A 13,532-nucleotide genomic window follows, 5' to 3' on the forward strand; every position below is an offset into this window, starting at 1 on the left:
GGAAGCTTATGCTTGGAATTCTCAAGAAAATCTTTGACAACAACGAGCGAGAGGTGCAGCGCTACTACAAGACGGTCGTCGAACCCACCAACGCCCTCGAGGCCGAGGTGGAAAAGATCGAGGATCTGGCGGCCGAATACGCGCGCTTGCGTCGCGAGCACCAGGAGGGCGGCAAGTCGCTGGATGAACTCTTGCCGCGGGTGTTCGCGCTGACCCGAGAATCGGCCAAGCGCTACCTGGGCATGCGTCACTACGACGTGCAGCTGATCGGCGGCGCGGTGCTCCACGAGGGGCGAATCGCCGAGATGAAGACCGGTGAGGGGAAGACCCTGGTCGCCACCCTGGCGGTGGCCTTGAACGCGCTCACCGGCAAGGGGGTTCACCTGGTGACGGTGAACGATTACCTGGCCCGCCGTGACGCCGAATGGATGGGCCCGGTCTACCGGGGACTCGGCCTGAAGGTGGCCTCGATCCAGCACGACGCCACGCCGCCCGAGCGGCGCGAGGCCTACCTGGCCGACGTGACCTACGTGACCAACTCTGAACTCGGGTTCGACTACCTCCGCGACAACATGTCGCTCAGCCCCGACCAGCTGGTGTTGCGCCACGATCATCCCCTGCACTACGCCATCGTTGACGAAGTGGACTCGATCCTGATCGACGAGGCCCGGACGCCGCTGATCATCTCCGGCCCCGCCGAGAAGGCCACCGACCTCTACTACCGCCTGGCCGAGATCGCTGGGAAGCTCGAGCGCGGGGAGATGCCCGAGCCCGGAGAGAAGGACAAGGAACCCACTGGCGATTACACCATCGATGAGAAGCAGCGCCACGTTCAGCTCACCGAGCGGGGGATCGAACGGGCGGAGAAGATGCTCGGGGTGCAGGGCCTTTTCAGCCCTGAGAACATGGAGATCGCCCACATGCTCATCCAGGCGATCCGGGCCAAGGAGCTCTACCACCGGGATCAGGATTACATCGTCCAGGATGGGCAGGTCATCATCGTCGACGAGTTCACCGGGCGCCTCATGCCCGGCCGTCGCTTCGGCGAGGGTTTGCACCAGGCGATCGAGGCCAAGGAGGGGGTCAAGATCGAACGCGAGAACCAGACCCTGGCCACGATCACCTACCAGAACTTCTTCCGCCTCTACGACAAAACCGCTGGCATGACCGGCACCGCCAAGACCGAGGAAAAGGAGTTTCAGGAAATCTACGGCATGGACGTGATCGTCGTGCCGACCAATAAGCCGGTCATTCGCCAGGATTACCCCGACCTCGTGTACCGCACCGAGCGGGGGAAGTTTTTGGCCGTGGTCGAGGAGATCGCCGAGAAATACGAACGCGGTCAGCCGGTGCTGGTGGGTACGATCAGCATCGAGAAATCCGAGCGCCTTTCGGCGATGCTGAAAGAGCCCCGTCATTACCTGCCCCGGCTTGAGATGCGCGCCGAGGCCTTGAAAAAGGCGATCAAAGGCAAACAGGGCGAGGAATGGGACCGGTTGAAAAAGTTGCTGACGCGGCCGGCGAACCTCCGCGACGACCAGCTGGCCCAGTTCGAACCGCTCTTCGAGGGGGCCAAGGGCGCGCTCCTGGAGGCCTGGGAGCACCTCAAGCGTGCCACCCACACCCTCGAGGTCATCCGCAAGGGGATCCCTCACCAGGTCTTGAACGCTAAGTATCACGAGCGGGAAGCGGAGATCGTGGCCCAGGCCGGTCGCTCGAAAACGGTGACCATCGCCACCAACATGGCCGGCCGCGGTACCGACATCAAGCTGGGGGGCAACCCCGAGTACCTCGCCGCCGACCTTTTGCAAAAGCACGGGTTCGACCGTTACGAGTGGAAGGTCGAGCTCTTCATTAAAAAGCTCATGATGGGCAAGGACGACGAGGCTCGTGCCCTGGCCGGCGAGCTCGGCATCGACGATGCGCTGATCGAGGAAGTCAAGAAGATCAAACAGGCGTGCGAGGCCGATGAGCAGCTGGTGAAGGAGCTGGGCGGGCTTCACATCCTGGGGACTGAGCGGCACGAGTCGCGCCGTATCGACAACCAGCTGCGGGGCCGTTCGGGCCGGCAGGGCGATCCGGGGTCCTCGAGGTTCTACGTTTCCTTCGACGACGAACTGATGCGGCTTTTTGCCTCGGAGCGGGTGATTCGCATGCTCGATCGCATGGGTTTCGACGACAGCGAGCCGATCGAGCACAAGATGGTGGCCAGCGCCATCGAGCGAGCGCAAAAGCGCGTTGAGGACCGCAACTTCGCCATCCGCAAGCAGCTTTTGCAGTTTGACGACGTGATGGCGCGGCAGCGCGAGGTCATCTACGAGCAGCGTCGCAAAGTGCTCCTGGGCAAGGACGAGGAGGTGAAAGAAGCGGCGCTGGCCATGGTGGAGGACACCATCGCCGCTTTGGCCGAGAATTACCTGAATGCCGAGATCCACCCCGAGGACTGGGACCTCGCCTCGCTCAAGGCGGCCCTGGTGGACTTCATCCCCGCATTCGAGGCCTTTGATTTCGAGGCCCTGCGCGCCCAGAAGGCCGAAGATGGGGTGCAGGCGGTCGTGGATTTTGCCCTCGAGGCCTACGAGAAGCGCGAGGCCGAGCTCGGATCCGAGGTCATGCGCGCCGTCGAGCGCTTCGTGATCCTCTCCATCGTCGACAACGCCTGGAAGGAACACCTCCATAACCTCGATGTTCTGCGCCAGGGCATTGGGCTGCGCTCGTATGCGCAAAAGGACCCCTTCCAGGAGTACAAGTTCGAGGCCACACGGCTTTTCAACGACATGATCGTCTTCATCAAGTCCGAGGCCACCAAGTTCTTCTTCCGGCTTAAGGTGGAGGCCGAACCGCCGAAACCCCAGGTCTACGTGCCCGTACCCAAAAAGCCCGCCGCCCAGGCCGCGGCGAATGCTTCCGAGGAGACCCCGCGTCGCCGGCAGCCGGTCAAGAAGGATAAAAAGCTGAAGCCCAACGACCCTTGCTGGTGTGGCAGCGGGAAGAAGTACAAGCACTGCCATGGCCGCGTCGTCTAGCGGGCTGGTATAAGCTCGATCTATGGGGCTCGATCTGGACAAACTCGTCGCCGATGCCGAGCTTTGCGTGCGTTGCGGGCTCTGCACCTCGGTTTGCCCCACCTACCAGATTTTCCGCAGCGAGATCCAGGGGCCTCGAGGGCGGGTCCTGCTCTATGCCGATTACGCCCAGGGCCTGGTGCCCGAGTCCGAGGCAAAGCTGGTCCTCGAGGCCGCCTACGACTGCCTGGACTGCCGGGCCTGCCAGAGCGTGTGCCCGAACGGCGTCAAACCCGGGGAGGCGGCGCTCGATGCCCGGGTGGCGCTCCAAGGGGGGCGTCCCAAGGACCGTCTTACGGCCCTCGCCCTTTCCTTTTTCTACTCCCCCTTGCTCATCGATCTGGCCAACGTGCTGATCGTCTTATACCAGCGCTCGGGGTTGCAGCGCTGGCTGCGGCGGTCGAGGCTCCTTGAACGGCTTGGCCTTTCCAGACTGGCTTTTGCCGAGTCGCTGCTTCCGGAAAGGGTGGCGCCGGCTTTAAGGCTTTTCGGGCCCAAAAAACTTTCTCCCGAAGGGGAAACGCGCGGCCGGGTGGCATTTTTTCTCGGCTGTGTGATGAACCTGGTGTTTTCCGAAGCCAGCCGGGCGACGGTGGAGGTGATCCGCGCCGTCGGGTATGAAGTGGTGATTCCCCGTGAGACCACCTGCTGCGGGGCGCCGCACATCGAAGAGGGGGACCTGGAGGGGTTCGAACGGCTGGCCAAGCGCAACATCGACCACTACGCCGAGCTCGATGCTGATTTCATCGTGACCGATTGCGCGGCGTGTGCGGCGGAGCTCAAAAAGTACGCCCGTCATTTTGCCGACGACCCGGAATACCGGGATAAGGCCGAACGGGTTTCAAAGCGCGTCCGCCTCTTTTCGGAGTTCCTCGAGGCGGCGGGCCTGCCGGAAAGCATCCGTTTCCCCTTCCCGACCACCCACCAGCACGCCTGTCACGCCTGTCACGCCCAGGGGGTGAAGGAGGCGCCCGAGTTCATCCTGGACCGGGTGGCCGATTTCGCGCCCCTCGCCGGCAGCACCGAGTGTTGCGGCTCGGCCGGGGTGTATAACCTTACCCACACCGAAACCTCGATGCGAATCCTGGAGAAGAAGATGGCCCGCGTTGCCGAGACCGGAGCCGAGGTCCTCACGGTGGAAAACCCCGGCTGTCTGTTGCAGCTCGGTCTCGGCGCTCGCAGGTTTGGGCCCAGCGTCGAGGTCAAACACCTTTCGCAAGTGGTCTGGGAGGGCCTTCGAAAGGCCGCTGATGACCGAGCAAGTATTTAGCGACGGAGAGGGCCCAGGGAAAACGCGAACGACCGCCCATCTCGCGTCGGTATGTTGAAAACGGCGCCGGCGTTCGCCTAGTCGCCATCTTCGAAATAGCGCGAGCCGGCCATGCGGAGGATCTCGCCAAAGATCTCCTCTGGCACCGGCATGACCGAGAGGCGGTTGCCCCGGCGCAAAAGGATCAGCGACTGGGGGGAAAAGCGCTCGCGTAGCTCGGTGATCGGGACCATGCGGGGGAAGGTTTCGAGGTGCTCGAGCTCAACCGTGATCCAGCGTGGCGCCTCTGGGGTCGCTTTGGGGTCGAAGTACTTCGAGCCGGGGTCGAACTGCGTGGGGTCCGGGATCTGGGCCTGGCTGACCCGGGCCAGGCCAACCACCCCCGGGGGTTTGACGCCCGAGTGATAAAAGAGGACCAGATCGCCCGGCTGCATGGCCATGAGGTGCCGTTTGGCCAGGTGGTTCCGGACCCCATCCCAGATGGCGCGTTTTTCCTGTGCGAAATCGTCGATCGAGTATTCACCGGGTTCTGACTTCACCAGCCAGTGCTTCATAGCGCTAGACTACTGGAGATGCCCAACGTACGACGTTTGGCCCGGCGGATTGGCGAAGCCAAGGTGATCACCGACCTCGCCCAGCGGGTTCTCTACCGCTACGACGCCATCACCAGCGGCGAGATCCCGCTCGTGGTCGTACTCGCCGAGGATCGGGAGGACGTGGTGGAGACGATGCGCTTTGCCCATGCCGAAGGGCTGCCCGTTTTCGTCCGCGGTGGGGCCAGCGGCCTTTCCGGGGGTGCGGTGCCGACGGCGGAGGGGGTGGTGCTGGCGACGAACCGAATGACACGTCTCTCCATCGATCCCGATCGGAGGCTCGCGGTCGCCGGCCCGGGGGTGGTGACCGCCGCGGTGAGTGAAGCGGCGAGGCGGTACGGTCTTTATTACCCCCCGGACCCCGCGAGCTACCAGATGAGCACCATTGGGGGTAACCTGGCGGAAAACGCCGGGGGGCCCCAGTGCTTCAAAAAGGGCGTCACCGGCGACTACGTTCTGGAAGTCGAAGTGGTGAGCGCGACCGGGGAGGTCCACCGGCTGGGAAGGGCGAGCCATGACCTGGCGGGGCTCTTGATCGGCAGCGAGGGGACGCTTGCGGTCTTCACCGAGGCGGTGTTGCGGCTTGAGCCGGTGCCGCGGTACGTGCGGACGTTAAGCGCCACCTTCCCCACGGTGGAAGACGCAGCCGCAGCCGCCTTCGAGGCGATCCGGCAGGGGGTGGTCCCGGCGAAGCTCGAGTTCATGGACCAGGGGTGCCTCCAGGCGGTCGAGGCCGCCTTCGGTTACGGTCTCGACGTGGAGGCCGGCGCCATGCTCCTGGTTGATACCGACGGGGATGACCTCGAGGTGGTGGAGGAGGAACTCGAGATCGTGGCCGAGGCTTTTGCTGCACACCGGGGGCGGGTGAAGCGGGCCAAGAGCCCGGAAGAAGCGGCCCGTCTTTGGCAGGCTCGCCGGGGCATCAGCCCCGCGCTGGGAAGGATTCGGCCCCTCAAGCTCAACGAGGATATCGCGGTGCCGCGATCGAAGCTGGTGGAGGTTGTCCACCGCATTCGCGATCTGGGGGATGCTGCCGGCTTTCCGCTGGTGCAGTTCGGCCACATCGGGGACGGGAACCTCCACCCCAACATCCTCTACGGACCGGAGGATGACGTGGGCCGTGTGCATGAGCTCGCGCACGAGATCGCCCGGGTAGCGCTCTCGGTTGGTGGGGTGATCACCGGTGAACACGGCGTCGGCCTGATGAAGCGTGCCTTCATGCGCGAGGCCGTCGACCCGGAAACCCTCGAGGCCATGCGCGCGATCAAGCGGCGCTGGGACAGTGCCGGGCTCGTAAACCCGGGGAAGCTGCTTTAGGCACCCACCGGGGCAGGCCGAAGGCCGGGGCCCTTTGCCCCGGCCTTCGACAACGACATGTTGAAAGCTGACTTATTTCCGGCTCAAAACCGCGTAGGCGGGCAGGCTTGGCAGCTTAAAGTCGGCGAGGTTGATGTCACCGCGACCCACGAGCATGCTGACGAGCGCGCTGTTCAGTTCCAGGTCGGGATTGATGGCGGTGAGGGTCGCACCGCCCCCTGCGAAGGTGACGTCGATGTCCCCCTCGCTCAGCATGGTGCCCTTGAACTGTTGCAGCTGGTCGACCTCGATGTTGCCCCCGGCCCAGAAGAACCCGCAGGCCGGGCTGCTCGCGTCGTTGCCCTCGAGGCGTCCCCGGAGATTCATTGCCTTGGCCACCAGTGCCGTTTCCACGCTTGAACTGTTGCAGGCGATGCGGATCGGTTCAGAGGCTTCGTCGTTCAGGGTGAGGGTTCCCTTGGCGGTGATTGAGGCTCCGTTCAGGGTGAGGCCCGACTTGCCACGGAGGTCGATCTTTCCGCCCGCCCACAGCGTGCTTTGGGCGAGGTCGACCGAATCTGACCCGGAAAGCTGAATATCCTCACCGGCCTTCGCCCTGAACACCCCACCGTCTTCCGAAAGCGTCTTGAGGTCGTTGAACGTGACGTCCTTCTCGGCGAGAAGCCCCATTTCACCGTCAAGGGTCAGGGCGCCTTTCCCTTCGAAGGAGAACACGGCGTCCTTTCCAGCCTTGGCCAGGAGCTTGGCGCCGCTTTGGATGTTCAGGGTTTTGAATTCCTCGAAACGAACGTCTTCGCCGGCGGTGAGGTGGATCTCGCCGGCAGCGGTCAGATCGCTGTCGCCGCCCAGGTCAATGCGGACGTCGTGCCCGGCCTTGGCCAGGAGCTTGGCGGTGCTTGCGAGGACCAGGCCTTTGGCCCTTTCGATCTGGACCTGGTCGTCGGCCGTCAGATGAAGCTCACCGTCGATCGTGACCACGCTCTTGCCGGTGAAGGCCAGGTCGATCGATTTCCCGGCCTTGGCCAGGAGCTTGGCGCCGCTTTCGATGTCGGCGACCTTGATGTCCTTGAGCAGAACCTTGCCTTTGGAGGCGGTGAGGTGGAGCTGGCCGTGGACGCCGAAGGTGCCCTCACCGCTCAGGTCGATTCGAATGTCGCCGGCGTGGGATGACTCTTCATCGTCGCCGTGTTTCTCCATGCCGTGCTCGTGCTTTTTGTCATCGTCATCCGATTTTTCCTTCTCTTCTTCGCTGCCGCCCTTGGCCCAGAGAATGGTCTCGCTTCCAGCGTTGACCAGAACGTCCTTGAGCTTGAGGTCGATCGCCTCGGGGGCATAAAGGGTCACGTTGCCCTCGAATTTCAAGAGCGAGAGCGGGGCTTCGCTCGACTCGTGGTGATCACCTTCGCCCTTCTCGCCTTCCATGTGGTGGTGGTCGTCATCCTCGCAGTCGTCGCCCCCCGAGCAGATCTTGCCTTCGCGGCTGGCGACGACGCTATCTTTCAGGGTCAGCGCCCCCGGCCCCTCGAGGACGATATGGTCAGTGGCGAGGAGCGTCGCCCCGTCCACGGTGAAGTCACCTTTTCGGGTGTCAAGCACGATCGATTTCGCGCAGGTGGTTTTGCCGTTATAGTCGGCGACGTTGTCGGCGGTAATCGTGAGCGTCTCGGATTTCTCTTTCATCTTGGGCTTGTCGTCATCGCCCTTCTTCTCTTTATCCTTATCGTCGCCTTTCTCTTTCTCGCCGGGGCTTCCAAAGAGCGCGGGCAAGCTCGAGAGTTCCTCGTCGTCACCCGGGCAGAGCGTCTCAAAGTCGGGGGCGCTGGTTTGGGGCGAATCCGGGAGGGTCGGGGTTGCGATGAGCCCTGCGACCCAGGTGCCGATCGCGTCGTAGGGCGGTGTGGGGACGTTCACGGGATCGATGAGACGCTTTTTGACCGGTTCGCCGTTTTGGCAGTACAAATCTGCCGCGGTTCCGCTGACGCTGCAGGTGTAATCATCGAGGCCTTTGCCGGCGTAGACCCGGGAGTCGGCGTGTGCAAGCAGCGAGCCGGTTGGCGTGGCGAAGGTGACGTCATCGGTGCGGAAACTCCAGCCGGCGTTGGCCCAGAGCCCACCCTGGAACTTGGCGCTTCCGGAGAGGGCGGTTTCGCCCTCGCTCACCAGGAGGGGGAGGTAATCGTCTTGCGTGGCCTTGCTGGAAAGGACCACCTGGCCGGTGTAGCTGCTGTTTTGGGGGCCGCTGGCTTTAGCGGTGACAACGGTGAGGTCGCCTTCGTTGCTGAGGGAAATGGCGATGGTGTAGTCTCCGAGTTCGAGCGTGCTCGGGGGTGTGACGCCCTTTTTGAGCGCGGCGATCGCCAGATCGAGGCCGCCGTCAGCGGCCAGTCGTGCCTGGGTGTGCAAATTCACATTGCGGGCGATCTGGTTGTTCGTCCGCGCCATATAGAGCGATGCAAACCCGAAGACCAATATGACCGCCGCTGCCCCCAGCGCCGCGATCAGCGCAACCCCACTGTTTCCACTCTTGCCCTGCATTTGGCCCTCCTTAAATTCATTACTAGTTTACCAGGTTTGGGGGTTGGACAAAGATACCGTTAACACCCGTTCCGTTCTCGGTTGTTTGCACGCGCGACCGGTATAGGTGGTGCTGGCGATGCCAAGCGCCGAGGGCGTGTCGGGGAGCAGGGCCTCGGCGTTCTTCGATGGCCAGGGCCCGCAGCGTTCGGGACCGACGGCGCCGGGATAGACCGTGCGCAGATAAATCCCCACGGCCACGGTATCGCCGGCTGGGGGACGGGTGTTTTGCCAGCTTCCATTTTTGTTGAGGAAGAAGACTTGGAAGTCTTCGGCCTCGAGGAGAATGATCGGTTGGGCGCTGCCGTTGGTGGTTCGGGTGCAGTCCACGGCGGGGGCGGGGTCTTGCGTCACGTCGACCCCGGCGTTTTGCGGGCATACGTACTCGTCGACTTCTCGCTTGAGGGTGTAGCCCGTGCTTCCGCTGCTCGTTCCCAGCTTATAGCGGACCACCTGGAGGCCGTAGTGGAGGTAGGGCCAGCCACCGGCGTCCTTGTAGATCGCGGGGTAGCGCTTCTTTGAAGTCGATCCCGCCGGCTTTTGCTTAATCGGTGAAAGAAAGCGGATGCTGAGCTCGTCGCTCCCGCCTTTGCCCGAGGTGACCTCGAGCGTGGGGAGGTTTGCGCTCCCGTCGCGGAGCTGCTGCCAGTTGTTCCCGATCCAGGCCAGGGCTTTCGCTTTTTGATCGCTGGTCCACTGGCACTGGTTTGAGCTCGCGCCCAAGTCTAAGCAACCGAAGGTGTCGTCGCTGAGGTCTCCGCGAAACCCGGCCCGGGCGAGGTCGGTTCGGAGCAACTCGGCAGCGACGCCGGTGTCCTGCTCGAGGGCGCTGAGCGCCTTTTGCAGGCTGCGTGCCTTGTTGGCGGAGCTGATGGCCATGACCAGGAAGATCCCGAGCAGCGCGAAGACTGCCGTGGCCACCACCAGCTCAATCAGGGTGAAACCGGCCGATCGCTTCATGCTAGTTCCCTGCGCTGACATAGGTCGTGGCCGTGATCGTTTGGCGCAGTCCCGGCCCGGAGATCGAGAGTTCGATTCGATAGAGGTCGGGTTTGCTCACGCTGGATGAGCACTGCACGGCGCCGTCGCTTTGGAGCGTACAGGGGGTGGGTGTGCAGTCGAGGGTAAAACCGGCGGTGCCCTCGCCGGTCTGGCAGAGGTCATTGACCTGCGAGGGAAGCGCCCGGATCTGCTCGATTTTATTTTCGAGGATGGCCGTGGCCCGCTTGACGGCGCGGGCTTCGTAGGTGCTCTGGAGCGTTGTTCGTTGCAGTGCCACGGCGCCGAGGACAGCGACGACGAAGATGAACAGGGCGAAGACGATCTCGATCAGGGTCAGACCTTTGGTGGATTTCATGAGCAGCTCCCTCCGTCAGCGATGCGGATTCGACCGGCGGCGCTGATGCAGATGCTCTTGGCGATGTTTTGGGCTTGGATGGTGATACGTCCGGCCCCGAGAGCGCCGTTTTCCTTTTCCGGGAGCCCTCGAGGGTTCCAGCGGAGGATGCCGGATGGGTAGTTGGAATCAAGCGTCAGCGGCGTTTGATAGCTGCCGGTCGCCAGGCGTTCGAGGCGACGGTCGGTGTCGGCCTGCAGCGCCCCATCGGCATTCGAGTCCAGATAGAGTTCAAGGCTGTCGCTGTTGATTCGAATGAAGGTGTAGCCGTTTTGCTTAATGGCTTCGTAGCGTCCCCGCTGGAGGAGGTTGACGGCGTCGTTCGCCAGCCGGTTGGTCTCGACGCCTTCTTTGCGGGGAAAGGTGACATAGGCGAGAAGAATACCGAGGATGGCAATCACGACGAGCAGCTCGATGAGCGTGAATCCCTGACGGTTGTTCCCCACATCATCATTATTGCATGGAAGGAAACCACCTTTGTCCCCATGGTTGCCGGATCGAGCGGGCGGCGCGCCCCGGCCGGGGCGCGCCGCCCGGAAGCGCTGGAGCTACTTGTTGACGATGTGAATCGCGGCTTTGTGCACGTTGGCGGCGGCTTCCATCAGCGATTCCGAGAGCGTGGGGTGCGGGTGAATGGACAGCTCGATGTCGGTGGTGAGCGCGCCCATCTCCAGGGCCAGGGTGGCCTCCGAGATCATTTCCGAAGCTCCGGGGCCGACGATGTGGACCCCGAGGACGACGTCGCTCTCGGCGTCGGAAATGATCTTGACCAAACCCGAGGTTTCCTGGAGGGTCAGCGCCCGTCCGTTGGCAGTAAAGGGGAATTTGCCGACCTTGATCTCGATGCCCTGAGCCCGGGCGGCCTCTTCGCTGAGCCCGACCGAGGCGAACTCGGGGAAGGTGTAGACAACGGCAGGAATCATCTGATCGAAGGCGGCTTTGTGTCCGGCGATGACCTCGGCGGCCACGATGCCCTCGCGCATGGCTTTGTGGGCGAGCAAGGGCGGTTTGGTGAGGTCCCCGATGGCGTAAATGCTCGGGTGGCTGGTCTGCATGCGATCGTTGACCGGAATGAAGCCCTTTTCGTCCGGTTGAATGCCGGCCGCCGAGAGGCCGAGCGATTCGGAGTTGGGCTTCCGGCCGACGGCGACCAAGATCTTGTCGACCACCAGGGTTTCGGTCTTGCCCCCGCTCACCGCTTCCAGGGTTACGTGGAGGCCATCCTTCTTTTCCTCGAATCCGGTGGCCTTGGTCCCGGTCTTGATCTTGACGCCCTGTTTTTTGAGGGCCCTGGCCAGCATACCGGCGACTTCAGAATCGCTCCCGGGAAGGATCTGATCCATGAACTCGACCACGGTGACTTCGGCCCCGAACGCTCGGTAGATCGCCGCGAACTCAAGCCCAATCGCCCCGGCGCCGATGGCCAGGAAGCGTTTGGGGACGCCGTTTTCCAGCTTCAACGCGCCGGTCGAGCTCACCACCCGTTGCTCATCGAAAGGAAAACCCGGGAGTTCGGCCGGCCTACTCCCGGTGGCCAGGAGGATGTGCTTGGCCGAGAACCGCGAATCTCCGACTGCTACCTCGTTCGGCCCCACGAGCTTGGCGGTGCCCCGCTTGAGTTTGACTCCGGAGCTCTTAAAGAGGAACTCCACGCCTCCGGTGAGCTTCTTGACCACCGCGTCGCGCCAGGCGCCGAGTTTTTCCAAATCCAGAGCTTTTTTCTCGAGCACGAGCCCAAAAGCGCTCGCGCCTTCGCTTTCCTTGAGCACCTGGGCGGCGTGCAACAGGGCTTTGGTGGGAATGCACCCGACGTTCAAGCACACCCCGCCCACTTCGCCCTTCTCGATGGCCAGGACCTTTAACCCGAGCTGGGCGGCGCGCAAAGCGGCGTGATAACCCCCGGGGCCGGTGCCGATGACGATCAGATCGTAATTTTCCATCGTTCCTCCACGGACTAGAGCGCCTCGAGGAGCATGAGTTCAGGGTCTTCGAGGTACTTGATGATTTCTCGAACGAACATCGCCGCTTCGGCGCCGTCCACCAGCCGGTGGTCGAAGGAGAGCGAGAGGTACATCATCTTGCGGACGACGATCTCGCCGTTTCTCACCACCGGCCGATCCTGGATGGTGTGCACGCCTAGGATCGCCGCGTCGGGCACGTTGATGATGGGGAAGCTAAAAAGCGCTCCGATCGAGCCGATGTTGGTGATCGAGAAGGTCGAGCCGGTGATGTCCTCGGGGGCCAGCTTCCCGCTTCTCGCCTTTTCCGCAAGCTCCCGCACCTCTCGCGCCAGGTCGATGATCGGTTTTTGGTCAACGTCCTTGATGACCGGGACCACGAGGCCCTGCTCGGTGGCCACCGCCATGCCGAAGTTGAAGTAGTGCTTGAGAACGACCTCTTGCCTGCTCTCGTCCAGAGAGCTGTTGAGCTGGGGGAATTTCTTCAGGCCGAGGACGATGGCTTTGAAGATGAAGGGGAGGTAACTCAGCTTGACGCCCTGGGCCTCAGCCTGGGGTTTCAGTCGCTCCCTGAGCGCCACCAGCTCGGTCATGTCGACTTCGTCGACGGTCAGCGTGCGCACGGTGTAGAGGTGACTCGCGACCATCTGCTGGGCGATGGCCCGTCTGAGGCCGCGAAGGGGCTGGCGCGTCTCGCGGTCTTCGTAGCCGGCGGGCGTTTTGTACTGCACCGGGGGTGGGAAACCGGTGGCCACCGGCGGGGCTTTGGGCTCGGGTGCGGCTTTTCTCCCTTCAGCGAATTTCTTGACATCCTCGACCCGCACCCGACCCGCCGGGCCCGAACCGGGGACCTCGCGGATGTCGATTCCCAGTTCCCGGGCCAGTTTCCGGGCCGCGGGCACCGCCAGCACGCGGCCATAAGCGTTGGTGCCGGCGCGTACCTCGGGCTCGGCGATCGCCACCGGTGCCGAGGCGGCTGCAGGCTCCTTGGTGGCGAAGGGATTTTTCACCTCCAGGTCCCCACTCTCGGGTTTGAAGAGCACCCGTTCACCCTCTTCTTCGGACCCTGATTGGGGTTGTTCTGCCGGGGGCGCCGCCTCCCCAGGCGATTCCCCGGCTTCCTGGATCAGGGCGATCGGTGCGTGAACCGGGACCACATCGCCCTCCTGCACCAGTTTTTTGAGCAGCGTCCCCTCGTAGGGGCTCGGGAGCTCGACCGTGACCTTGTCGGTCATGACCTCAACGATGGGCTGGTCCTTTTTGATCTCATCGCCTTCTTCAACCAGCCATTTGAGAATTTCCCCTTCGACGATCGACTCGGCCAGTTCGGGGAGCAGGACTTCCTTGGGCATTTTCCCT

Annotated in this window: 10 protein-coding genes; 3 read left to right on the top strand and 7 right to left on the bottom strand. The window is 63.1% G+C overall.

What is annotated here, in order from left to right:
- Positions 1–8 precede the first annotated feature (8 nt).
- Positions 9–3,026, top strand: a complete 3,018-nt coding sequence (gene secA, locus ACZ5BT_RS09705; protein ID WP_464884388.1) for a preprotein translocase subunit SecA — start codon at positions 9–11, stop codon at positions 3,024–3,026.
- 22 nt (positions 3,027–3,048) lie between these two features.
- Positions 3,049–4,335, top strand: a complete 1,287-nt coding sequence (locus ACZ5BT_RS09710) for a (Fe-S)-binding protein (RefSeq protein WP_464884389.1) — start codon at positions 3,049–3,051, stop codon at positions 4,333–4,335.
- Between the two features lie 77 nt (positions 4,336–4,412).
- On the opposite strand, the gene ACZ5BT_RS09715 is transcribed toward ACZ5BT_RS09710, so the two are convergent.
- Complete coding sequence (locus tag ACZ5BT_RS09715; protein ID WP_464884390.1) at positions 4,413–4,889, bottom strand: EVE domain-containing protein; 477 nt, start codon at positions 4,887–4,889, stop codon at positions 4,413–4,415.
- 18 nt (positions 4,890–4,907) lie between these two features.
- Between ACZ5BT_RS09715 and ACZ5BT_RS09720 the strand changes: the two genes are divergently transcribed.
- Positions 4,908–6,245 (top strand): FAD-binding oxidoreductase, encoded by a 1,338-nt coding sequence (locus ACZ5BT_RS09720; RefSeq protein WP_464884391.1) that lies wholly within the window; start codon positions 4,908–4,910, stop codon positions 6,243–6,245.
- A 72-nt stretch (positions 6,246–6,317) separates the two neighbouring features.
- Here the strand turns inward: ACZ5BT_RS09720 and ACZ5BT_RS09725 are convergent, their stop codons facing one another.
- The 6 genes from ACZ5BT_RS09725 to ACZ5BT_RS09750 all read right to left on the bottom strand — a co-directional run bounded on the left by ACZ5BT_RS09725 (position 6,318) and on the right by ACZ5BT_RS09750 (position 13,525).
- Positions 6,318–8,780 (bottom strand): hypothetical protein, encoded by a 2,463-nt coding sequence (locus ACZ5BT_RS09725; protein ID WP_464884392.1) that lies wholly within the window; start codon positions 8,778–8,780, stop codon positions 6,318–6,320.
- Between the two features lie 27 nt (positions 8,781–8,807).
- A complete protein-coding gene (locus ACZ5BT_RS09730) occupies positions 8,808–9,779 on the bottom strand; it encodes a PulJ/GspJ family protein (RefSeq protein ID WP_464884393.1) in 972 nt (323 codons plus the stop codon).
- A gap of 1 nt (position 9,780) precedes the next feature.
- On the bottom strand, positions 9,781–10,176 hold the full coding sequence (locus ACZ5BT_RS09735; RefSeq protein ID WP_464884394.1) for a type IV pilus modification PilV family protein: 396 nt from the start codon (positions 10,174–10,176) through the stop codon (positions 9,781–9,783).
- Positions 10,173–10,661, bottom strand: coding sequence for a GspH/FimT family pseudopilin (locus tag ACZ5BT_RS09740; protein WP_464884395.1), 489 nt, complete (start codon positions 10,659–10,661; stop codon positions 10,173–10,175). The genes ACZ5BT_RS09735 and ACZ5BT_RS09740 overlap by 4 nt, the downstream gene beginning before the upstream one ends.
- 102 nt (positions 10,662–10,763) lie before the next feature.
- A complete protein-coding gene (gene lpdA, locus ACZ5BT_RS09745; protein ID WP_464884396.1) occupies positions 10,764–12,155 on the bottom strand; it encodes a dihydrolipoyl dehydrogenase in 1,392 nt (463 codons plus the stop codon).
- Positions 12,156–12,169: 14 nt separating this feature from the next.
- On the bottom strand, positions 12,170–13,525 hold the full coding sequence (locus ACZ5BT_RS09750) for a dihydrolipoamide acetyltransferase family protein (RefSeq protein WP_464884397.1): 1,356 nt from the start codon (positions 13,523–13,525) through the stop codon (positions 12,170–12,172).
- Between the last annotated feature and the right edge of the window lie 7 nt (positions 13,526–13,532).

It is taken from the genome of Vulcanithermus mediatlanticus (assembly GCF_055385885.1).

Bases quoted from the DNA above. Each gene is read 5' to 3' on its own strand.
- secA (WP_464884388.1), top strand. From the start codon at position 9: ATGCTTGGAATTCTCAAGAAAATCTTTGACAACAACGAGCGAGAGGTG.
- ACZ5BT_RS09710 (WP_464884389.1), top strand. From the start codon at position 3,049: ATGGGGCTCGATCTGGACAAACTCGTCGCCGATGCCGAGCTTTGCGTG.
- ACZ5BT_RS09715 (WP_464884390.1), bottom strand. From the start codon at position 4,889: ATGAAGCACTGGCTGGTGAAGTCAGAACCCGGTGAATACTCGATCGAC.
- ACZ5BT_RS09720 (WP_464884391.1), top strand. From the start codon at position 4,908: ATGCCCAACGTACGACGTTTGGCCCGGCGGATTGGCGAAGCCAAGGTG.
- ACZ5BT_RS09725 (WP_464884392.1), bottom strand. From the start codon at position 8,780: ATGCAGGGCAAGAGTGGAAACAGTGGGGTTGCGCTGATCGCGGCGCTG.
- ACZ5BT_RS09730 (WP_464884393.1), bottom strand. From the start codon at position 9,779: ATGAAGCGATCGGCCGGTTTCACCCTGATTGAGCTGGTGGTGGCCACG.
- ACZ5BT_RS09735 (WP_464884394.1), bottom strand. From the start codon at position 10,176: ATGAAATCCACCAAAGGTCTGACCCTGATCGAGATCGTCTTCGCCCTG.
- lpdA (WP_464884396.1), bottom strand. From the start codon at position 12,155: ATGGAAAATTACGATCTGATCGTCATCGGCACCGGCCCCGGGGGTTAT.
- ACZ5BT_RS09750 (WP_464884397.1), bottom strand. From the start codon at position 13,525: ATGCCCAAGGAAGTCCTGCTCCCCGAACTGGCCGAGTCGATCGTCGAA.